Below are 21,611 nucleotides of genomic sequence, written 5' to 3'. Positions count from 1 at the left end.
AGTTAAAAAATTCAAATCCCATTTCCTCATTCCCTCATTTTCAAATCTCCAAATCTCCAAATCTCCAAATTTCCAAATCAATACTTCTTGATCAAACAGCCCGTAGCGCGTTTATCAAAAGCCTGCACATTCCGGTCGTTCAATACCGCATCTATGGCATTTTTCAGATAGTTGTCTTTTACGCCGGTTTCCAGTTGCGGATTATCATCTATGGCGCCTTTGTATTTTAGCACGAATTCCTTGTTTACGTTGTGCAGCACAAATACTTCCGGAGTTTTCGTAGCGCCAAACTGCTGACTGATCTTCTGACCTTCGTCGGCTAAATAAGGGAAGTTGTATTTGTTGTCGCTGGCTTTTTTTGCCATATCGGCTACCGTTTCGCCGCCTTCCGCGCCAATAGCAGGGTTAATGAAAATGAATTTCACGCCCCGGTTCTGGTAGGCATTATTCAGGCCCATCAGGCGGTTTTCGTAAAGGCGGGAGTAAGGGCAAATATCGTTCGTAAACACAACCACCACCGTTTTGGTGTTGTTGAAGTTGCTGAGCGAAACGTTTTGCCCGTTGCTGTCTTTCAGGGTGAAATCGTTCACTTTCTGGCCTAGCTGGTAACCTGCCTGGCCAAAAGCTGAAAAGACAAAAGCAGATACGGTAAGGGCCGCCGCGAATAAGGTGATTTGAAGAAGTTTCATAAATGTAGGTTCTCTCAGGCGAGGCAGTACGTCAGAATAAAGTTATTGTTTTTCTCGTAATGAACCGCGTAGTTTTTGTTGAAATCCTGTAGCGTGATACTGCCGTCTAAAACGCCGCTTTCTAATTCGTTTATGGGGCCTAAGCCTAAATTTTCTTTGAAGAGCAATTTCTTCCGGCTGTACAATTTATACAACGTTTCTTTGGCGCTCCAGTACAAACAGGTCCGGGCCACATCGGCATTGGCAAAGGCCTGTTCTTTTTCGCTTAAAAACTTGTAAGCCAGCTGCATGATCTTCTCCCGGATAATTTCAATATCTATGCCAACTTCGTAGCAACTCGAAACAATAACCGCCACCTCGCCGCCCGACTGGGAAATGGAGATCTGAAAATCGGTTTCCGGAAAAACGGGCTTGCCGTTCTCATCGGATTGCAGCAGGAAATTTTCGGAAGTGAAATCCTGCAAAAGCAGATATGCCAGAATGCGGCTGGCAAGCCACTCGCGCTGGCGGTTTTCATTCTTAAACGATCTGATCTCCTGTTCAGGTCGCACTTTTTTAAGCAGGTCGGTAAGTTCCTGAGTGGTTTCGGTAATCGACCAGAAGCCCAGAAAAGTATCTTCGTTTATTTCGCGGATATCGGTTATTGGCATGGCAGGTAGCATTCAAACTGTTCAGCATGAGAACAATTGAAAATTATGCAGGTTTGGGGTGTAGACAAGGAAAAGGGGCAGATGGTTGGCTGGCTGGTTAAATAAATCTTATTTTCGGGTGAAACTTTGTAAATTTATAAAATAAAACTAACTGTTGCGCTAAAATGGCCAGTCCTCTGGAAGTTACCAAAACTGCAACCTTAACCGGGCACCGCGATTGCGTGTATACGCTGGAACGGTCGGGCAAGGATACAATTTTTTATTCGGCTGGCGGCGACGGCTTTGTAGTGGCCTGGAACCTGAACGAGCCGGAAAACGGCGACCTGATCGCGAATGCCGAAAAATCGGTTTACGCCCTGAAATATTTAGCCGATAAAGACCTGCTGGTGATCGGGCAGAATTTTAAAGGCCTGCAAATAGTAGCGCCGGAAGCCAAAAAACTGGTACAAACTGTAGCCCTGCCGCCGGTAGCCATTTTCGATCTGGCTTATTCCGAAAAAGAACAATTGCTTTACGCCGGTCTGGCCGACGGTACGCTGGTAATGCTGGAAACAGTAGGTTTTACGGTAAAAAAAGTCGTGAAGCTGTCCGATAAAAGTTTGCGATGCTTTGCCCTGAATGAAGTACGAAACGAGCTGGCTGCCGGCTATTCCGACCACTCCATCCGGATCTTCGATGCCCAAACCTTAGAGCTGAAACAGCAAGTAGATGCCCATGCCAATTCGGTTTTTACGCTGGCTTACACACCCAATGGCAAATTTTTGTTAAGCGGCAGCCGCGACGCACATTTACGCATCTGGAACCCGGAAAAGAACTACGAAGAACACCTTTCCATCATTGCGCACCTGTTCACCATCAACCACCTTACCTTTAGCCCGTGCGGGAAATATTTTGCTACCTGCAGCATGGATAAGTCCGTAAAAGTATGGGATGCACAAACTTTTAAGCTGCTGAAAGTAATCGATAAGGCCCGGCACGCGGGTCACGGAACATCGGTTAATAAATTATTTTGGTCAGCCCACGAAAATGCGTTAGTTTCGTGTAGCGATGACCGGACAATTTCTGTTTGGGATATTAAAGTTAAAATGAGGTATGAAGATTACACCGTTAGAAATCAGACAAAAGACGTTTGAAAAAGCATTCCGTGGGGTTGATAAAGATGAGGTTCAGGCGTTTTTGCTCACGCTCTCGCAGCAGTGGGAGAAGATGAACGATGAAAACAAAGACCTCAGAATGAAGCTGGAAGTAGCTAACCGCGACGTGCAGAAAATGCGCGAGGTGGAATCTTCCCTTTATAAAACCCTGAAAACCGCCGAAGACACCAGCGCCAGCATGGTAGAGCAAGCCAACAAAGCCGCCGACCTGAAGATCCGCGAAGCCCAGTTGCAGGCCGACCAGCTGATGAATGAAGCCCGCCAGAAAGCCCGCAGCCTGATAGAAGATGCCTACAAGCAATCGGAAAAAGCCATTGCCGAAATGCAGCAGGAAGTAAAAGCCCTGGAGCAGGAGCACCAGCGCATGGAAACTTACGTGGAAAATCTGGTTCGTGACCTGAAGAATCTGGCCAATGACGCATTAGATAAAGTTGAAAAGTCGCAGGCAAAACCTAAACCTTCTTTGTCGAGTATCTTATCAAGAGCCGCCAATGTAAAGGTGAAAGAAATAGAAATGGACAACGAACTACTCCGCGAAGTACCGGTAAAAACCGTAGCCGAAATCACGCCAAAAGCCAATACCTATAAAAACCCGGAAAGCGCGCCGGCCAACCGCCCATTCGTAATGAACGGTGGCGGCAGCGAAGAAGCCATTCCGGAATCGCCGAAGGAAAATCCGCAGCCCATGAAAGCGCCGGAACATACGCCTTCCACCTCGCCGGGCACCGCTCCGGAGCGCCATACTGAGCCCCAGCAACCAAAACCACTGGAGCCGGTAATTCAGCCCGAGATCCTGCCGAGCACCAAACCGGAGCCCAGCATTAATCCGGCCACTCCGGGCGTAACGCCGCCAAAACCGGAAGTGCCGCAGCCAGAAACCCCGGTGCCAAACATCCCGAGCCCTAGCGTACCAAGTCCGGAAAAAGATATTCCAAGCATTCCCAGACCGGAAATTGAAAGACCAGCGCCGGAAATTACTCCGTTAACGCCAGGCACGCCGGAAATTCAGCCACCACTCACCGAACCCGGTAAAGGCCCGGTATTCCAGAAGGAAAAAGCCGTTGCTGAAACCTCGTTTTTCGATGATTTGTAGGAGACGTTAGATACAGGACTTAAGACATAAGACAAAAGCAGCTTCAGAAATTGGGGCTGCTTTTTTGTTTTCGGGAAGGGAGTACTTTTTATCATGTCGCAAGTTTAGGCGGAGCCGCAACTTGTGACTTTTTCAATTAGCCAGTTTGTAACTGGCGGAAGCATCTGGTCAATTATACCCGAATTTCATGGTACCCGCTTTGATTGCCTTGCAGGCAAGGTCAGTTACAAACTGACCAAATGTTTACCCACAAGTTACGGCTCCGCCTAAACTTGCGGGATGAGCTGCCTTTTTATTTTCCAATGGAAATAATTTCCCATCTTCACATCTTCAAATTTTCAAATTTCCAAATTCCCCAATCAGCACATTAAAATCATGGGTCAGATAGCATTAGAAGGCATGGAGTTTTTTGCGTTTCACGGATTTTACGACGAAGAACAGAAGATCGGCAATAAGTACGGCGTAGACCTTTACATCCAGACCAACCTCCAAAGCGCAGCCGCTTCCGACGACCTGCACGAAACCGTGAACTACGAAACCCTATACAAGATCGTGCACGAGCAAATGAAACAGCCTGCTCGTCTGCTGGAGCATATCGGCCAGCGGGTAATTGCGCAGGTGATCCATAATTTTCCGAAGGTGAAAGGCGTGAAAGTAAACATTTACAAGTTCAACCCACCGTTGGGAGGGATTTGCCACCGGGCCATGGTTACGCTGGAAGAAACGGTAGGGTAGAAGCCCAAGTCGGATAATATTCTGGTAAATTCATAGGCAACAGGAGATGGATTACCGGGAAATGACTGATAACAATAAGAAATAAATATATTTGCTTTATCAGCACCTGTTAGCCTTATTTATGAAAAAGCATAACCTGCTTACGATGTTCCTTTTATGAATTGCTGCTATATGCCGGTTTCAAACAGGAAACATTTGTCCCAGCTTTCATTGCCGTCTGCTTTAGCTGAAGGTTCCGTCAGCTAAAGCAGACGGCAATAAATAAGTTAACTTAAAAATCCTGTCTGTCTTATCAATCCCTGAAATCGTGTTCAGACAACCATGTGTAACGCCAGTTAATAAATAAAAATCTCCCAAACCTTTTTAACCGATCAAATTTTACCCATTCATGAAATTGAAATTATTTTACGCCTGTGCGTTTGCAGCGGCCTTAGTTTTTACCAGTTGCGAAAAAAAAGACAAAGACCCGGTAGTTAAACCAAAGCCTGCGAACAGTTTTACTGCAAAAGTAGATGGCGCAGATTGGGCTGCAGTAGTACCGATGGCTGCTAACCAGGACCGCGATTTTGTATTAGGTGGCGCCAATATGAACGGAGAAAGTATCGGACTATTTACTTCTTACCAACCGGATATTAAGCAGCTCGGAACCTACGCGGTAAGAGCCATTTACGTGGTTGCTCCTCCCGGTTCGTCGTTTGGTCCTACCTGGGCTAATCCAAATGCCAGTGTTACCATTACTAAATGGGATACGGTAGCAAACCTGGTTTCAGGGACCTTTACTTTTATGGGAGTTGCCGATACTTCAACCGGAGCTAGTGGTACTAAAACAATTACCGACGGCTCTTTTACGGATATTCCGCTCCAATAAATAAAATATAGCTATCAGAAAAACGGCCGCCTGAAAAGCAGCAGTTTTTATTTAACCGGGTTTATTGGTAAAAAATATTCTGAAGCTTAGGGTTAAACCTTTCCCACCAACTTATATCTAATCCGGCAGAACTTGCGTTTAGTGCATCTATGAAAAGCCTTTTTTTTACTTTTTGCTTTAGTTTAACAGCGTTTTTTAGCGTTGCCCAGGGCGTTACCGTTTCGGGCAGCATTCAGGATAAAGTTACGAATGAACCGGTGTCTTTTGCCCAGGTACTGCTGGTGCGCTTGCCCGATTCTACCATGAAACCCGCCCAGGCCGATATGGATGGCCGTTTCACTTTTACCAATGTGGCCGATGGGCGCTACCAACTCCGGATCTCGTTTATCGGGTATGAGCCGGTGCGGCAATTGCTAACCGTTGCGGGGCAGCCGGTAAACCTGGGTACCATTGCCATGAACCAGGAAACCAAGCTTCTGAAAGAAGTGGAGGTGATCGGCAAAACCCCTACAGCCATACAGAAAGGCGATACTTCCGAATTCAATTCCCGTTCCTTTAAAACCAACCCCGATGCCAGCGCCGAAGACCTGGTGCAGAAAGTGCCCGGCGTAACCATGCAGGACGGCAAAGTACAGGCCCAGGGCGAAGAAGTAAAGCGGGTGCTGGTAGACGGCAAAGAGTTCTTCGGCGACGATGCAGCGGCTACGCTCCGGAACCTGCCGGCCGAAGTGATCGACAAGATCCAGGTTTTCGACCAGCAAAGCGAACAGGCCCGTTTCAGCGGCTTTAACGACGGCAACACCACCAAAACCATAAACATTGTAACCAAACCCAATATGCGGAACGGCAAATTCGGTAAAGTGTATGCCGGTGCCGGAACCGATAACCGCTACCAGGCCGGCGGCAACCTGAACCTGATGAACGGCAACCGCCGCCTGACCATTATCGGCCAAACGAACAACATCAACCAGCAGAATTTCTCGGCTTCCGATCTGTTAGGCGTTTCCGGCGGTGGCGGGCAAGGTGGCAGAGGCGGCCGGGGAGGTATGGGCGGCAGACCGGGAGGCGGACCTGGCGGCAACTGGGGTGGCGGTGGCGGCGCTTCCGATTTCCAGGTAAGCACCCGCAACGGCATTTCCAAAACCCACGCTTTCGGCCTGAACTATGCCGATAAATGGGGCAAGAAAATGGATGTAACGGGCAGTTATTTCCTGAATGCTACCGATAACCTGGCCAACCAGAACGTATTCCGGGAATATGTGCTGCCTTCCGATTCCGGGCAGGTTTATAGCGAAAACTCCCGTTCCACCGCCATGAACATCAACCATCGTTTTAATTTCCGCATGGAGTGGGAGATCGACTCGATGAACTCGATCCGCTTGCAGCCCCGCCTTACCCTGCAGCAAAACGAAGGGTCTTCTAACCTCTTCGGGCAGACATTGGGTCTGGGACAATTCCAGAACAGTACCCGCAACCAGCTCAATACCGACCTGTTAGGCTATAACTTTGCCAACGACCTGCTTTATCGCCGCCGCTTTGAAAAACGGGGGCGCACTTTTTCGGCTAATTTCAGTACGGTTTGGGCCGGAAACAATGGCGAACGTTCCCTTTTAGCCGAAAACCGGTTTATGCGCAACGATACTATGCAAACCGATCTGCTGAACCAGTTTTCTGACCTGAATACCAATGGCCCAACCTTCGGCGCTAATTTAACCTATACCGAACCGGTGTCGGAAAACGGCAGCCTTTCGGTAGATTATAATGCCAGTTTGCGCCGCAACGAAGCCGACCAGAAAACCTACGATTATTCCGAAACGGAAGCGGCGTATACGGCTTTCAATACCGGGCTTTCCAACGTTTTCAATTCCGATTACCTTACCCAGCAGGCCGGTTTGGGCTACCGCTACAGCAAAGGGAAAGATTTCCAGTTTATGGTGCGTGGTATGTACCAGTACGCGAACCTGGAGAGCGAACAGGAATTTCCGTTCCTGACCAGTATAAACCGGAATTTCAACAATTTCCTGCCTTCGGCCATGTTGCGCTACAACCTGACCAAAGACCAGAGCCTCCGCTTTTTCTACCGTACAAGCACCAACGCGCCATCAATAAACCAGTTGCAGAACGTGATCGATAACTCGAACCCGCTGCTGTTAACCACCGGTAACCCGGACCTGCAGCAGGATTACCGCCATTTCCTGGTGATGCGCTTTGCAAGTGCCAAACCGGAAAAATCGACGAACTTCTTTGGGGTTTTAAGCGGGGAACTGGCCAATAACTACATTGCGAACAGCACCATCATTTCCCAGGAAGATGCCGTATTGCCGGGTGGGGTAGCGTTTTTGCGCGGTGCCCAGTTAAGCCGCCCCGCCAACCTCGATGGCTTTTACCGCCTCCGTTCCTTCGTGAATTATGGTATGCCGCTGGGGCTTATCAAATCTAACCTGAACCTGAATGCTTCGGCTACTTTTACCCGTTTGCCGGGGCAGATCAACAACCAGCTCAATTATTCGAATACCCAGGCGTACAGTGCGGGCATTGTGCTGAGCAGCAACATCAGCGAAAACCTGGACTTTACCCTTTCCACCAATCCGAGCTACAACCTGGTGAAAAATACGCTGCAAACCCGTTCCAATAATAATTACTACAACCAGAATTCCTCTTTGCGCCTGAACTGGATCATCTGGAAAGGATTATTTGTGCAGACCGATCTGTCGCACCAGTACTACAGCGGCCTTTCTGCCGGCATCGATCAGAATTACTTACTCTGGAATGCGGCCATTGGTAAAAAGCTGTTCAAAAATAACCAGGGCGAGATCAAACTCACCGGTTTCGATTTGCTGAGCCAGAACAACAGCATTCAGCGCAACATCTCCGAAACCTACATCGAAGACGTGGAAACCAACGTGCTACAGCGCTATTTTATGCTGGTGTTCACTTACAACATCCGGGCATTTGGTAGTGGAAAAGCTGTTCCGGAACCGGCAGAAAGGCCCGGTATGGAACGTCCCTTCAGACCTTAAAAAGTAAAGCGCTTCCGGATTCCGGAGGCGCTTTTTTTATGTTTACCGCCTCACCGGTAATGAACCAGAACCCACGATAAAGTAGAAAATACCGGCAATACGCGAACCCATCCTCGGAGGGCTTAGGGGTGGGGCTGTCAACTAAAGTATTTACTGCTGAGCGTTACGGTTTCCGTTGACTAAAGTCAACGGCAATAGATACAACAAAAACAGAAATTTGAATTCTCCTTTTAAGAATCTTGCTATCCATTGCCGTTGACTTTATCAACGGGACTTCTTAAGTTGAAGGCATTGGGCTTAGGGGTGGGTTCAGTTGCTAAACTTCAGCAGCTCCTCCGCCGCGGCAAACGCCGAAACTTCACCCTGAAGCACTTTTTTCTCTAATTCGGGTAGCGTTTCTTTTACTTCGGGTTTGGCAAAAAAGCGGTCTAATAAGGTCTGGCGGATGCTTTCGTGGAGCCAGTGTAAATTCTGGTGCTGCCTTTTTTGTTCGAAATAACTACCGTTCTGAACTGTTTCCAGGTAAGCTTCTATGGTTTGCCATACCTCGGTAATGCCGGTATTTTCCAGTGCCGAAGAAATGGCAACTTTGGGGCTCCAGCCGGAAGCCGTGCGCGGAAATAAATGCAGGGCGCTCTGGTATTCGGCGCGGGCAGCCCGGGCTTTCTGTAAATTCTGCCCGTCGGCTTTGGTAATTACTACGGCATCGGCCATTTCCATGATACCTTTTTTAATGCCCTGCAGTTCGTCGCCGGCGCCGGCCAGCATGAGCAGCAGGAAAAAGTCTACCATTTCGTGTACTGCTGTTTCGCTTTGGCCTACACCCACCGTTTCCACAAAAATTACCTCAAAACCGGCCGCTTCGCACAAAATAATGCTTTCGCGGGTGCTTCGGGCCACGCCGCCCAAACTCTTGCCTGCCGGCGAAGGGCGGATGTAAGCCTGTTTGTTTCCGGCCAGGGTTTCCATGCGGGTTTTATCACCCAGAATGCTGCCGCCAGTCCGCTGGCTGGTGGGGTCGATAGCCAGCACGGCCAGTTTTTTTTGCTGTTCACGGGTTACAAACGTGCCGAAAGCTTCGATAAACGTACTTTTTCCCACGCCTGGAACGCCGGTAATACCAATCCGTACGGAATTACCGGAAAAGGGCAGGAGTTGCTGAATGATCTCGCGGGCCAGTTCCTGATCGGAGGGAAGAGTGCTTTCTACTAAGGTTATAGCGCGGCTCAGGCCCAGGCGGTCGTGGGCTAAAATGCGTTCAACGTAATAAGCGGCAGGAAATCTTTTGGCCAAAACAGGAGCACAGTTTCGTTTAAATTGCAGCGAAGATACTAAACCCACAAGAAGTTTAAGAGACCCGGGCCGGATATTTCGGAAATTCAATTCCGATTAAGAAGGGCTGTCTCATGCTGTCGAATTCTCCCCTTGAGGACAAGTACATAGTCAAGTTAATTTTTAGCAAGTGGGATTACAAATCCCACGGCTCGGTTAAGACGGGATTACAAATTCCGTCAAGCAAAAGCTATAATTTAAATTGACAGTGTACCAGCTAAAACAGAAGCTTTGAGTTTGCAAGCGTATCTTATATAAGGGGCGGTTAGCGGTTGATTCTTGTAGAAACCCCTCTTTTTGAGACTGTCATCTCCCTGATTTATAAACTTCAGGTCAAATAAAGGTCTAAGTTTTAAACTCAGACCAGCGTGCATGAGCATGAAACGCCTATGCGATGGCTAGGGCTTTCCGCCCGTAAATTCCCGAAACAAAAAATGCATTCAGGAATAATTTTCCCTTATTTTTGCTTTGTTTAGAACCCTGTCCCGATTTTCTATGAAAAAAATTCTACTAGCTGGTTTTCTGGCGGTTGCCGCTGCCGGAAACGTATTTGCCCAGAACGAGTTAAGCAATTTTACCGCTACCGGCCGGGGCGGGGTTGTGAATACCTTCGCTACCGATTACCAGGCCATTGGCATTAACCCGGCTAACCTGGGGCGCTCTGGCAATGCGTTATTTTCCTTTTCTTTGTTTGAGGTAGGGGCAGGGATCAATTCGAAATCGCTAACCCGCAAGCAGCTGAATAAATTTATCTCGAACGTAGATGAAAGGTTAACGCAGGCGGAAAAGCAGGAGTTTGCCAAAGCCTTTAATAACGAAGATGCCCTGAACGTAAACGTGGATGTTTCTACCCTGGCTATTGCGTTCCAGATCCCGAAGTTTGGCGGCATAGCAGTCAGCAACCGGCAGCGGGTAGCCAGCCACATCGGGCTTAATAAAAATGGCGCCGATATTTTATTCCTGGGTAAAAACGCGCCGGTCTTTACCGGATATCAGGAAGGCGATACGATCAGTATTCGTAAAACGTTAGCGCCTACCTCCATTCAGATGTCGCTTTTAAACGAGTGGAACGTAGCGGCCGGCCTTACCGTGCTGGATCTGGAAGCTTTTAAACTACAGGTAGGCGTTGGGTATAAGCATATTCAGGGAATTGGCGTGCTCGATATTGTTATAGATCAGGACCAGGTAACGGCCTACACGGCGCTTTCTCCGGAATTTGACGTGAATTACGGCGATCTGGTAAATGACCCTAATTTTAATACCGCCGATATCGGAACCGGTCTGTTCAAGCCGGTTGGCAAAGGCCATGCGTTTGACCTTGGGGTAAGCGCCGAGATCGGGGAGAAGATCCTGGCCAGCGTGGCAGTAACCGACATCGGGAATATGACCTGGCGCGGCAACCTGCTTACGGCTAACGACCAGTACATTACCAAAGTAACTTCCGAAGGTATTAACAGTTTTAACTTTTTTAAGGAAGTGGCCAATATTGCCGGCGGCGGCTCCGATAGCTTATTCTCCTACCAGCCAAATAAATCGTTGAAAACCAAAACGCCGGGCAAACTACGGACCGGTTTCGGGTTTAAGTTCAGCGACAAAGTAGAAGCCGGGATCGATGCCACTTTTCCTTTGAACGAGGTAGCCGGTAACCTGGTAAATCCATTTGTTGGGGTAGGGGTAGATTACAAGGTACTTCCGCTGCTGAAAGTGAGTTCAGGCCTGACGGCCGGCGCCGGTTACGGAGCAAGCGTTCCCCTGGGCCTGACGTTTGTTACGCCGGTTTACGAATTAGGGGTAGCCACCCGCGATATTGCAGGATTAATTGGCCAGGAAGATCCTTACCTTTCTGCCGCTTTTGGTTTCCTGCGTTTTAAATTCGGCACGCTGGATTAATTCAGAAAACCGATCGGTATAAGAAACGGTAGCGAAATGCATAAAAAAGAGGCTGTCTCCATTTCGAGGCAGCCTCTTTTTTATGCGGCACCAACCTGACAAGTTTATTTAAAATTAATTTTCAGAAGCTTTATTCTTATTCCTGATACAGGCGCATTTTTAATGTACCACTTCCACCCAGCCTTTAAAGGTGCGCTTGGTTTCCGGGTCTTCGAGTAAATAATAATAAGTACCATCGCTGATCTTATCTTTCGGCCAGTCGTTGCGGTAGCCTTTCTCATCGAATAAAAGCTGGCCCCAGCGGTTAAACAGTTTCAGGTGCCATACGCCTTCCGGGATTTCTTTCAGCACCAGTTTGTCATTTTTCTCGTCGCCGTTGGGGGTAATGATATTGGGAATTACCGGCACCGGCGGCGGCGGACAAGATTTGAAGGTTACGTTAATGGTGTCGCTGATGGTACAGATGCTGTGGGTAACCTGCACCCAGTATTTTCCGCTTTTAGTAGGTTGGAGTGATAAAAACCGGGAGCCATCGCTCCATAAAACGCTTCTGCCACTGCCTGGATCCGTGGCGCGCAGAGTAACAGGTTCGCCTTCACAAACCACAATGTCATCCCCTAATTCCACCCGCGGCGAAGTAATCATTGTAATATCAATGAAATCCATATTGGTGCAGCCATCCGGGGAGGTTACGTACACAGTGTATCTGCCTGACTTGGTTACCGTAATGGTTTGGGTTGTTTCTTTCCCGGGGTGCCAGTAATACGTACAGCCCGGGTTCTTGGCATCCAGGGTAACGGTAGCCACATCGCAAAGGATCTGGCTGGCGCCCAGGCTAACCTGCGGCAAGGGGCGGAACGTAACTTTTATCGAATCGCGGGTGGTGCAGAAACCATTGGTTAATTCGAGCCAGTAAATGCCGGAAACGGTTGGGGAAATGGCAAAGCCGGTTTCGCCGGTGCTCCATAAATACCGTTCGTTGAACTGGCTGCGGGGGAAATGATTTTTAAGGCTTATGCTGTCGCCGGCGCAGGCTACAATATCGGAATCCAGCTGCACCTGCGGCTTGTTCCGGACTACTACCTGTTGCTGATAATAAGCAGGCTGGCCTTGCCGGAATATCGTTAGCAGTACCGTAAAGTTACCCGGATTTCTGAATACATGGTTAGGGCTCAAACCCCTGGCAAAATTCTGGGCCCCGCTGCCGGTATCGCCAAAGTTCCAGGTTGCCGAATCGATGCCAAATGACAATGGTATGCTGAAATACAAAGGGTTTCCGGCACAGTTCCCAATATATTCGAAGCGGGGCGGATTAAAATAACCGGTAATGAAATTAGGCAACCCTTCGAAACTGTTGCTGGGCAACACGAGGTTTGGGCCGAACATCGTTAAATTACAGGAAGGGCCGGGCGCATTGGGTTGGGATATCTCGGCCAAAGCGTTCTGGCCGGGCCGGGCAATGTATATTTTCCCGTTAGGGGCCAGCTGCATGGCACCGTAATTGCTCATGGGGTTCAGGCTGGTTCTGGAAGCCAGAATTGATGCCGGATTACCACTATTAAGATTAAATTGCTGGATTAGCCAGGAATCGTTGGTGTAAAGTTTAGACTCATCCGGCGAAAATTCAAGGCCGTAATAGGGACGGGGACTTGGGTTGGTAAGCTGCAGCGGGTTAGATACCGATCCGGTTTTGTTGTCGAAATCGAAAAGATAGCACCCGTTGGAACCAAAGTTGCCGGCCAGGTAATTTCCCAGGGGCGAGGCTTTAAGATACCCGGTCTTGATGTTCTGGCTGCCCGCCACCGCCGGTAATACGCTGATAACCGGTGAAGCCGAAATACCGGAAGAAGTAACCAGAAAGGCAATAAATTCCTGCTGGGTAAGGCTGACATAACTCTGCACAATTACCCATACATCGCGGTTGTTAAAGTGTTTAACGGCAGTCAGCTTTTCAGAGACTGGTTTGGTGGCGCTGCCGTAAAGTGCTATATTCTTCTGCCCGGAAACAACTGCACCCAAAGGCCAGTTTGCTTCCATATCTACTACGCTGTAGCGCAGCCCGTTGGCCAGGTTATTCTGTACGGCATCGGTGGTGAAAACGTAATAGAGCGAGTCGCTGCCGGGTCTGGGTACAATAAGGCTCGATTGGGTCGAAGAAACGTGTCCCATCAGGCTATGGCCGTTGAGCATGATGTTGTTGCTGCGGTCCCAGATGGTTTCGCCGTTGGTGTAAAAAAGCAGTTGCCCGTTCTTATCCGAAATGCTGGCGCAGCCTTCTTCGGCGTTGGTCATGGCGCTGGTAAAAGTACTCACCGGGGAGCCCGTGCCACTGAATTCGAAGGAAGCCTGGTTGCCGAAATGCCAGTTATTTGCTTCGCCCTGCGCCAGGGCCATGGAAGCGGAGCAGCACAGCATTAAAATATAATATAGCTGTTTCATAGTTTTTCTGTTCAGGGAAGTACCGTTGTTAATGAACCACCTCGATCCAGCCTTTGCGGCTGATACCAGCTTCCGGTTTTCTTAAAAGGTAGTAGTAGATGCCGGCAGCCGGAGCTTTCTCCGGCCAGGTATTCCGGTAATTTTTATCTTCGAAGATCGGGGTTCCCCAGCGGTTGAAGATCTGGAGCTGCCAGCCTTCCGATATGATGCCGCGCAGCATGAGCTTGTCGTTCTGTCCGTCGTTGTTGGGGGTTATTATGTTAGGCAGAACCAGGAGTTCAGGGCATTCTTTAAATACCACCTGCACCGAATCGGTAAATTTGCAGCCATCATAAGGTACGGTAACTTTATACCAGCCTTCGCGGTTTGCCCATAAGGTAGAGTCAGTGCTGCCATCTCCCCATTTGTAGGTACTGCTGCGGTAACTGGTGCGGAGCTTAAGCGGCACAAACGCACAGGTTTCCAGCAGCTTCTGCTGAAAAATAACCGGACCCGGTTTCGGTAAAATGTTAACGGAATCGCGGTTTTTGCAGCCGTTTTCGTTCTCGACTTCCAGCCAGTAAATACCGGGTTTGGTTACTTTAATTTCCTGGGCGGAACTCCCGTTGCTCCATTGGTAGCGCGCCATCTCTTCCGGACCTTTAAGCTTGATTTCGCCTGTAGGGCAAATCCACTGGTCCATGCCAAGGAATACATTAGGCAAGGGGGCAATAGTAACCGGAATGGTGAGGCTGCGGGTGCGGTTATTGAGCAAAGTTACCGTTAAGGTTACATTATAGGTGTTGGGCTTGGTGAACTTATGGGTGGGGTTGTCCTGGGAGGAAGTGTTGTCCGGGCCGCTGTCCGGATCGCCGAAATCCCAACGGATGCCTTTTATCTGGCGGTTGATGATGGAGGAAAACTGGGTAAGGTCGCCGATGCAGCGGTATTTGAATTTAAATGCCGGAAGCCACAAATAGCTTTGGTTAAAGTTAGGCAGGCCCTGCTCGCTAAAGCGCACGGGCGTATGGGTATTAGCGTTCAATTTCAGGGAGTTGAGAAGGGGTTTCGATTTGCTACCCAGGCTGTCGGGTGCGTTGATCACGCCCAGGTATTGACGGTCTTTAGCATCGGCATCGGTATTGGCCACGTAGATCTTGCCGTCTATTCCGAGTTGTAAACTTGCTGCAAACAAAGAGCGCGTAATCAGAATCCCTTGCATCGAAAGCCTGATCGAGTCCGGATGCCCTTTCCCGGCCTGCAGGTTGAATTGCAGGATTTCCTGCGTTTCGCCCTGGGTGCTTACGTAGAGCTTGCTGCCGTCGCGGGAGAATTCTATTCCGTAAGCGCCGGGAAGTTTGCGGAGCCGGACCGGGTTGGAAACCACTCCCGATGAATCGTTAAAGTCATAAATTTCTATCAGGCTCGAATCCTGCATGGCAAGCGCCAGTTTCCGGCCGTCCGGAGAGGCTTTCATGCAGCCGATGGTCTTGTTATTCGGGAAACTGCCGGCGTGGGAAATGCCAACCCGGCTTATTACCGGCGGCCGGATCGCCGAAGCGCCCGGTTGCTGGGGTTTGGTTACCCGGTAAGCGTAAAAGTTGTCGTTCTGCGAACCGGAGCCATGCACAATAACCCAGGCATCGCGGGTATAGCGGTGATCTACGGCCGTAATTTTTTCGGAAACGGGACTTTGCAGCGGAATATTTTTAGCTACCACGTTTCCTACAGCATCGGCATCTACAATGGAGTAGCGCAGGCCGTTGCCGCCGCCTAAAGCATCTACCGTGAAAAGATAGTACCGGGAAGTGCTGTACGGTTCCTGCACAATTACCGAAGATTGTGAGGCCGATTGGTGGCCGGTAAGGAGCCAGCCATTCGACATTTTTACGTGGGATTTATTGAAAACAGTATCGCCGGCGGTATAAAAAAGCAGGTTGCCCAGGCTGTCGGAAATGGTGGCGCAGCCTTCGAGCGCTTTCATTTTGCCGTTGTCGCGTAGGAGGGTCTGGTTACTAGAAGTGAAGTAGAGGCCCGCTTTATTGCCGAAATACCAGTAACTGGCTTCCTTCTGGGCTTTTGCCGCAAAACCAATGAAATAACAGAAGAAAAAAAGCAGGTAAACAGGCGCCGGAGTTTTCATGCAACAATTTCGTAGAGTGGGAGCGGTTTGTAAACGGAAGACGTGCATAAGACCACAATCCGTTGCCTGAATAACAGAATTTATTTAATATTTTTCAAATAATGTTGTAGGAAAGTTTGTGTGGGTAGGAATGGTAGGGGGTAAAGCAAAAAAGTCCGGCCGCCTTTTCAGCAACCGGACTTTCCAGTAAATAATCATTCAGAAACCTATTCCGACTTCATTAGCTCCTCCAGGATCTTCTGCGCCGCCACCGAAATAACCGTTCCGGGGCCAAACACGCCCGCCACGCCTGCGTCGAAAAGAAACTGATAGTCCTGGGCCGGAATTACGCCGCCGGCAATTACCATAATGTCGGCGCGGTCCAGCTTTTTCAGTTCGCCGATCAGTTGCGGAATCAAGGTTTTGTGGCCGGCTGCTAAGGAAGAAACCCCGATGATGTGCACGTCGTTTTCGGCGGCCTGCAGGGCTACTTCTTCCGGCGTCTGGAACAATGGTCCTATGTCCACGTCGAAGCCTAAGTCGGCAAAGGAGGTGGCGATTACCTTGGAGCCGCGGTCGTGGCCGTCCTGGCCCATTTTGGCTACCATAATCCGTGGGCGACGGCCTTCGGCTTCGGCAAAGGCATCGGCCATTTTACGGGCGCGTTCAAAGTTTTCGTCGTCGGAAAGTTCGGCGGAATACACGCCGGAAATAGCTCTGATCACTGCTTTATGTCTTCCGTAAATTTTTTCTAATGCGCTGGAAATTTCCCCTAAAGTTGCTCTTACCCGCGCCGCTTCTACGGCTAATGCCAAGAGGTTTCCCTGGCCGGTACGCGCTGCTTCGGTTAAGTTGTCCAGGGCGTTATCTACTTCTTCCTGGTTGCGTTCAGCTTTCAGTTTTGCCAGACGTTCGAGTTGAGATGTTCTAACCGCGGTATTGTCGATGTCCAGGATCTCGATGTTGTGGTCTTCGCTTTCGAGCTGGTATTTGTTTACGCCTACAATTACATCTTTGCCGGAATCGATGCGGGCTTGTTTGCGGGCAGCTGCTTCCTCGATGCGCATTTTCGGCAGACCGGTTTCAATCGCTTTCGCCATTCCGCCGAGTTCTTCCACTTCCTCGATCAGGGCCCAGGCTTTGTCCGCCAGTTCATGCGTAAGCGCTTCCACGTAATACGAACCACCCCACGGATCTACGGTTTTGGTGATGTTGGTTTCCTGTTGCAGGTAGATTTGCGTATTGCGGGCAATGCGGGCGGAGAAATCGGTAGGCAAAGCAATGGCTTCGTCCAGCGCGTTGGTGTGCAAACTCTGGGTTCCGCCAAGTGCTGCAGCCAAGGCTTCTATCGTGGTTCGGGCAACGTTGTTGAAAGGATCCTGCTCGGTTAAACTCCAGCCGGAAGTCTGACAATGGGTTCGAAGCGCTAAGGATTTTTCGTTTTTCGGGTTGAATTGCTTGATGAGCTTGGCCCACAACATCCGGGCGGCGCGCATCTTGGCAATTTCCATAAAATGGTTCATACCAATAGCCCAGAAGAAGGAAAGGCGCGGGGCAAAGGTATCGATGTCCATGCCCGCTTTCAGGCCGGTGCGCACGTATTCCAGACCGTCGGCCAGCGTGTAGGCCAGCTCGATGTCGGCGGTGGCTCCTGCCTCCTGCATGTGGTAGCCCGAAATGGAAATGGAGTTGAACTTCGGCATGTTTTGCGAGGTGTATTCGAAAATATCCGCAATAATTTTCATGCTCGGCTCCGGCGGGTAAATGTAGGTGTTGCGCACCATGAACTCCTTCAGGATGTCGTTCTGAATGGTGCCGCTCAGCTGCTCCGGTTTCACGCCCTGCTCTTCGGCGGCCACAATGTAAAACGCCAGGATCGGCAACACCGCCCCGTTCATGGTCATGGAAACCGACATCTGATCCAAAGGGATCTGATCGAACAGGAGCTTCATATCCAGAATGGAATCGATAGCTACGCCGGCTTTCCCCACGTCACCCACTACGCGCGGATGGTCGGAATCGTAGCCGCGGTGCGTGGCTAAATCGAAAGCTACGGAAAGGCCTTTCTGACCGCCAGCCAGGTTGCGGCGGTAAAAAGCGTTACTGGCTTCAGCAGTAGAAAAACCGGCGTATTGCCGGATGGTCCAGGGGTTGCGCACGTACATGGTGCTGTACGGACCGCGTAAAAAAGGCGCAATGCCGGCGGCAAAATCCAGGTGCTCAAACGTTTTGGTATCCTCTTCGGTATAAAAACTCTTCAGTGGAATTTGCTCGGCAGTTTGCCAATCGGTTGGCTGGGCGGGCCCTTCGTGGGCTTCCTCCCAAACCTGGTTAAAATCTATCTTGGTAAAATCAGGCTTCATTTTCGATTTTTCGATTGTTCGATATTCGATTGTTCGACTTTTTATTAATTCGACTTCGGACTTTTTATTATTGTCATCCGGAAGCTGTTCAGCATTCGCTGTATTTTATCGGTTTTTTCAAGCAAAGTAGTAGCGTTTTCTGCAGGAATAAATCCAAAAGAATTGGCCAGTAAAACCTGGGTTTCAAGTTCAAAAGCGGAGCCTAAAGCAATATTCAAAAATTGCGCAAAATCTTTGTCAGTACTTCTGCCGGAGCCTTCCGCAATATTGGAAGGAATTGAAACGGCAGCCCGGTTTATCTGTGAAGTCAAACCAAATTTTTCTTCTGCCGGAAATAGCTTCGTAGTTGCATAAACCACTTTCGCCAATTCCATTGCTTCTTGCCAAACTTTCAGCTCCTTAAATCTATGCATTTGTTAGACTGTTCGATTGTTCGATACTCGATTTTTTGCTAGACTGTTCGATTGCTCGATACTCGATTTTTCGACTTTTTTCATAAATTACAAACTAAGAATTAAAAAGTCGAAAAATCGAGTATCGAAAAATCGAAAAATCTAATCCAACGGATTTTCCTCGTGTACCATTTTCTGCTGGATGCAGGAGATGATGGAATCCATGTTGCAGCCCTGGAAAATGTACTGGTCGAAGCCTTTGCTCATCATTTCCTCTTCCATGTGTTGCGGGGTGGCGGCCAGAATTAAAATTGGCTTGTGGGCGTGGTTTTTGATCCGGGTTGTCAGGGCCTGGTCGAAATACTGGTATTGTTCGTCGGAGCCGGAAAGCACTACTACTTTGGCGGCATCGTTCTGCAGCACATTCAGGGCAGCTTCTATGGTTTCGAAATGGAAAACGTGGGTTTCGAAGTTGGCGCAATCGAAGAATTCTTTGGCAAAAGAGGCGTGCAGGTGTTCAGTTATTTTGGTGCCGATAACGGCAATTACCGCCCGCGCTTTCTTCTGCTTCTTCCGGAAGTGCAGCTCCGAGGCCAGGCGCATGATCTCGAACGGATAGGCGGCCCGGCTGGTATCGAAGTACTTGCTTTGCATGAGTTGCTCCGGATCGAAATCTACTTTCTCGTGCAGGTTCGGGTATTTGTTCGTGCCTACTAAAATGTTTTCGCGGATCGTATAAGCCCGGAATTTCTCTTCGGTTACTTTCTTGATTTCAGCCGCAATAAAGCCGCTTTCCAGCGCCTTCCGGAAACCGCCTTTGCTTTCCAGGGTCTGGAAGATCTGCCAGGCATTTTCCGCAAGCTCTTTGGTTAAGGCTTCCAGGTAATAAGAACCGGCAGCCGGATCGATGGCTTTATCGAGGTACGATTCTTCTTTCAGAATTACGGAAATGTTGCGGGCAATGCGTTCCGAAAAATCGTCCGGGGTTTTATAGATCTTATCGAACGGCGCCACGGAAATAGAATCGGAACCACCCAGAATAGCGCTCATGGCTTCGGTGGTGGTGCGGAGCAGGTTTACGTGCGGATCGAATACCGTTTGGTACCAGCGCGAAGTGGAGGAGTGCACGCGCAGACGGGAGGCAAGTTCGCCGGCCAGACCGTAGCTGTTTACCAGGGCGCTCCAGAGCAAACGCAGGGCGCGTAACTTCGCAATTTCGAAGAAATAATTGGTGCCGGCGGCTAAATGCATTTGAATATGGCCGATCACTTTTTCGGCCGGAACGCCTGCTTTTTCGGCGCAATCCAATACGCTAACGGCGGCGCTTAAGGCAATGGCAATTTCCTGGCTTACCGAAGCGCCTTTGTTGCTGAACTGGTGACCGCTGATGGTTACCGGGTATAAATTAGGTGCATCTTTCACCAGTTCCAGCATTTTCGGAATGGCAGCGTAAGGCGGGAAACCGAAAGGCTGGTCGTCGATGGGTTCGAACTGGATAAAACCTTTTAGTAAGTTCAGGTCGATGTTCAGGTCGCGGGCTGCCTGCAGGTATTGGTGCAGGTAGGTTTCCGGCGAAACCGGGAAGGTAAAGCTGATGGCCGAACCCTGCACGCCGGGCTGACCGAGTAAATAGACGAAATCGAAATCCAGGGATTCGCGGAGCACAAAGTGCAGGCCGTCGGCGCCGCGCTGCAGGGCGGTGATCCCTTTATCGATGAACGGCCGGCTGTCTTTGCGCACGTAAATGGTCTGGATGTTTTCCCAGCAATTATCGCGGGTGCGGGCGGTGCGTTCGTACGGGAAATCGTCGGGCTTTTGGGTGCGGTTTTCCGGCAGGTCGGCTTTGGTATAGAAGGGCTTTACGGTAAGGCCGTCTTCGGCTTTCCAAAACAGCGACTGATAAGGCACATCGCGGAGGTCTTTGCGGATGCGGGCTTCCCAGGCTTCGGCGGAAACCGGTTCAAAGCCGGGGAAAAGAGGCGTTTTTGCGTTCGCTTCGGTCATGGAGTATTACTTTTTGCAGCGGTAAAGATACGGTTTTTAGCTTGCCTGCACCGAAATTCAGCGAACAAATGCTAAAGTTTCGGCAATCGGGCCGTCGCTTGCGTACAAGGCACAATTAACTTTTTCCCATGCAAACCATACCGAATTTATACATTGGCACCAGTGGCTGGAGTTACCGCTGGAAAGGCCTTTTTTACCCGGAAGACCTGCCCAGCGCCGATTTCCTGCCTTTTTACGCCGGCCACTTCAACACCACCGAAATAAACAGCAGCCACTACCATTATACCATGGTTAAAACCATCGAAAAATGGCTGGCCACCACGCCCCCGGAATTCCGGTTCGGTGCCAAAATGCACAAGGATATTACCCACAATAAACGCCTGCTCGATACCGGTCCGGAACTGGAAAAGTGGATGAGCCGCTATTTGCTGATGGGCGAACGCCTGGGGCCGGTACTGGTACAGATCCCGGCCAGCCTTCGCTTCGACAGGCCGCTGGCGGAAGACTTCTTCCGGTTGCTCCGCGACAAGTACCCCGACCAGCTTTTTGCCTTTGAAGTACGGCACAAAAGCTGGCTCGAAGAAGAACCCCTGGACCTGCTCCGCGACTACGAAATTGCCTTTGTAATTGCCGATTCGCCGCGCTGGCCGAAGCTCGACATTACCACCACCGACAAAGTTTACCTTCGCCTGCACGGCCAGGAACGCCTCTACTCCGGCCCGTACTCCGACGAAGCCCTGGAACGCTACGCCTTTATGATAAACGACTGGCTCCTGGACGGCAAGGAAGTGTGGGTTTATTTCAACAACACCATGTTTGGGAGTGCTATTACGGATGCGAAGCGGTTGCAGGAGATTGTTGCGAATATTTAATGTGCTAAT

The 21,611-nt window shown here is 49.8% G+C and carries 15 protein-coding genes; 7 read left to right on the top strand and 8 right to left on the bottom strand.

Features of this window, described 5'->3' with window-relative positions; translation table 11 throughout:
- Positions 1–77 precede the first annotated feature (77 nt).
- Together F0P94_RS05165 and F0P94_RS05160 are read right to left on the bottom strand one after the other, a co-directional pair.
- A complete protein-coding gene (locus F0P94_RS05165) occupies positions 78–689 on the bottom strand; it encodes a thioredoxin family protein (protein WP_150902747.1) in 612 nt (203 codons plus the stop codon).
- Positions 690–703: 14 nt separating this feature from the next.
- The gene (locus tag F0P94_RS05160; protein ID WP_191906923.1) at positions 704–1,339 is read right to left on the bottom strand and encodes a 4'-phosphopantetheinyl transferase superfamily protein; all 636 of its coding nucleotides are present in this window, start codon (positions 1,337–1,339) and stop codon (positions 704–706) included.
- 164 nt (positions 1,340–1,503) lie between these two features.
- Here F0P94_RS05160 and F0P94_RS05155 point away from each other — a divergent pair, with 164 nt between their 5' ends.
- The 5 genes from F0P94_RS05155 to F0P94_RS05135 all read left to right on the top strand — a co-directional run bounded on the left by F0P94_RS05155 (position 1,504) and on the right by F0P94_RS05135 (position 8,209).
- A complete protein-coding gene (locus F0P94_RS05155; RefSeq protein WP_150902745.1) occupies positions 1,504–2,472 on the top strand; it encodes a WD40 repeat domain-containing protein in 969 nt (322 codons plus the stop codon).
- The gene (locus F0P94_RS05150) at positions 2,432–3,586 is read left to right on the top strand and encodes a DivIVA domain-containing protein (RefSeq protein WP_150902744.1); all 1,155 of its coding nucleotides are present in this window, start codon (positions 2,432–2,434) and stop codon (positions 3,584–3,586) included. The genes F0P94_RS05155 and F0P94_RS05150 overlap by 41 nt, the downstream gene beginning before the upstream one ends.
- 375 nt (positions 3,587–3,961) lie before the next feature.
- Positions 3,962–4,321, top strand: a complete 360-nt coding sequence (gene folB / locus F0P94_RS05145; protein ID WP_150902743.1) for a dihydroneopterin aldolase — start codon at positions 3,962–3,964, stop codon at positions 4,319–4,321.
- A gap of 388 nt (positions 4,322–4,709) precedes the next feature.
- Entirely contained in the window at positions 4,710–5,189 is a 480-nt protein-coding gene (locus F0P94_RS05140; protein ID WP_150902742.1) for a DUF6252 family protein, read from the top strand.
- A 149-nt stretch (positions 5,190–5,338) separates the two neighbouring features.
- On the top strand, positions 5,339–8,209 hold the full coding sequence (locus F0P94_RS05135) for a TonB-dependent receptor domain-containing protein (RefSeq protein ID WP_150902741.1): 2,871 nt from the start codon (positions 5,339–5,341) through the stop codon (positions 8,207–8,209).
- Positions 8,210–8,518: 309 nt separating this feature from the next.
- Here F0P94_RS05135 and meaB read toward each other — a convergent pair whose 3' ends face one another.
- Positions 8,519–9,502 (bottom strand): methylmalonyl Co-A mutase-associated GTPase MeaB, encoded by a 984-nt coding sequence (meaB, locus tag F0P94_RS05130; protein ID WP_150902740.1) that lies wholly within the window; start codon positions 9,500–9,502, stop codon positions 8,519–8,521.
- A gap of 534 nt (positions 9,503–10,036) precedes the next feature.
- On the opposite strand from meaB, the gene F0P94_RS05125 reads away from it, so the two are divergent.
- A complete protein-coding gene (locus tag F0P94_RS05125) occupies positions 10,037–11,431 on the top strand; it encodes a DUF5723 family protein (protein ID WP_150902739.1) in 1,395 nt (464 codons plus the stop codon).
- Between the two features lie 159 nt (positions 11,432–11,590).
- Here the strand turns inward: F0P94_RS05125 and F0P94_RS05120 are convergent, their stop codons facing one another.
- From F0P94_RS05120 to F0P94_RS05100, 5 genes are all read right to left on the bottom strand, one after another.
- Entirely contained in the window at positions 11,591–13,870 is a 2,280-nt protein-coding gene (locus tag F0P94_RS05120) for a T9SS type B sorting domain-containing protein (protein WP_150902738.1), read from the bottom strand.
- Positions 13,871–13,898: 28 nt separating this feature from the next.
- The gene (locus F0P94_RS05115) at positions 13,899–15,992 is read right to left on the bottom strand and encodes a T9SS type B sorting domain-containing protein (RefSeq protein WP_191906922.1); all 2,094 of its coding nucleotides are present in this window, start codon (positions 15,990–15,992) and stop codon (positions 13,899–13,901) included.
- 206 nt (positions 15,993–16,198) lie between these two features.
- Positions 16,199–18,334 (bottom strand): methylmalonyl-CoA mutase, encoded by a 2,136-nt coding sequence (scpA, locus tag F0P94_RS05110; protein WP_150902736.1) that lies wholly within the window; start codon positions 18,332–18,334, stop codon positions 16,199–16,201.
- A 44-nt stretch (positions 18,335–18,378) separates the two neighbouring features.
- Positions 18,379–18,747: a four helix bundle protein gene (locus F0P94_RS05105; RefSeq protein WP_150902735.1), complete on the bottom strand. Its 369-nt coding sequence runs from the start codon at positions 18,745–18,747 to the stop codon at positions 18,379–18,381.
- A gap of 141 nt (positions 18,748–18,888) precedes the next feature.
- Entirely contained in the window at positions 18,889–20,730 is a 1,842-nt protein-coding gene (locus tag F0P94_RS05100) for a methylmalonyl-CoA mutase family protein (RefSeq protein WP_150902734.1), read from the bottom strand.
- A 128-nt stretch (positions 20,731–20,858) separates the two neighbouring features.
- On the opposite strand from F0P94_RS05100, the gene F0P94_RS05095 reads away from it, so the two are divergent.
- Positions 20,859–21,602 (top strand): DUF72 domain-containing protein, encoded by a 744-nt coding sequence (locus F0P94_RS05095; protein WP_150902733.1) that lies wholly within the window; start codon positions 20,859–20,861, stop codon positions 21,600–21,602.
- The last annotated feature ends 9 nt before the right edge of the window (positions 21,603–21,611 follow it).

It is taken from the genome of Adhaeribacter soli, assembly GCF_008727925.1.
In the GTDB taxonomy this organism is placed as follows: domain Bacteria; phylum Bacteroidota; class Bacteroidia; order Cytophagales; family Hymenobacteraceae; genus Adhaeribacter_A; species Adhaeribacter_A soli.
The sequence above is the reverse complement of the archived record's forward strand: the minus strand, read 5'-3'. Positions and strand labels throughout refer to the sequence as shown.

Excerpts from the sequence above, each read along its gene's own strand:
- F0P94_RS05135 (WP_150902741.1), top strand. The coding sequence starts at position 5,339 with ATGAAAAGCCTTTTTTTTACTTTTTGCTTTAGTTTAACAGCGTTTTTT.
- F0P94_RS05155 (WP_150902745.1), top strand. The coding sequence starts at position 1,504 with ATGGCCAGTCCTCTGGAAGTTACCAAAACTGCAACCTTAACCGGGCAC.
- F0P94_RS05120 (WP_150902738.1), bottom strand. The coding sequence starts at position 13,870 with ATGAAACAGCTATATTATATTTTAATGCTGTGCTGCTCCGCTTCCATG.
- F0P94_RS05115 (WP_191906922.1), bottom strand. The coding sequence starts at position 15,992 with ATGAAAACTCCGGCGCCTGTTTACCTGCTTTTTTTCTTCTGTTATTTC.
- folB (WP_150902743.1), top strand. The coding sequence starts at position 3,962 with ATGGGTCAGATAGCATTAGAAGGCATGGAGTTTTTTGCGTTTCACGGA.
- F0P94_RS05160 (WP_191906923.1), bottom strand. The coding sequence starts at position 1,339 with ATGCCAATAACCGATATCCGCGAAATAAACGAAGATACTTTTCTGGGC.
- F0P94_RS05140 (WP_150902742.1), top strand. The coding sequence starts at position 4,710 with ATGAAATTGAAATTATTTTACGCCTGTGCGTTTGCAGCGGCCTTAGTT.
- F0P94_RS05095 (WP_150902733.1), top strand. The coding sequence starts at position 20,859 with ATGCAAACCATACCGAATTTATACATTGGCACCAGTGGCTGGAGTTAC.
- scpA (WP_150902736.1), bottom strand. The coding sequence starts at position 18,334 with ATGAAGCCTGATTTTACCAAGATAGATTTTAACCAGGTTTGGGAGGAA.
- F0P94_RS05125 (WP_150902739.1), top strand. The coding sequence starts at position 10,037 with ATGAAAAAAATTCTACTAGCTGGTTTTCTGGCGGTTGCCGCTGCCGGA.
- F0P94_RS05150 (WP_150902744.1), top strand. The coding sequence starts at position 2,432 with ATGAAGATTACACCGTTAGAAATCAGACAAAAGACGTTTGAAAAAGCA.
- F0P94_RS05100 (WP_150902734.1), bottom strand. The coding sequence starts at position 20,730 with ATGACCGAAGCGAACGCAAAAACGCCTCTTTTCCCCGGCTTTGAACCG.
- F0P94_RS05105 (WP_150902735.1), bottom strand. The coding sequence starts at position 18,747 with ATGCATAGATTTAAGGAGCTGAAAGTTTGGCAAGAAGCAATGGAATTG.
- F0P94_RS05165 (WP_150902747.1), bottom strand. The coding sequence starts at position 689 with ATGAAACTTCTTCAAATCACCTTATTCGCGGCGGCCCTTACCGTATCT.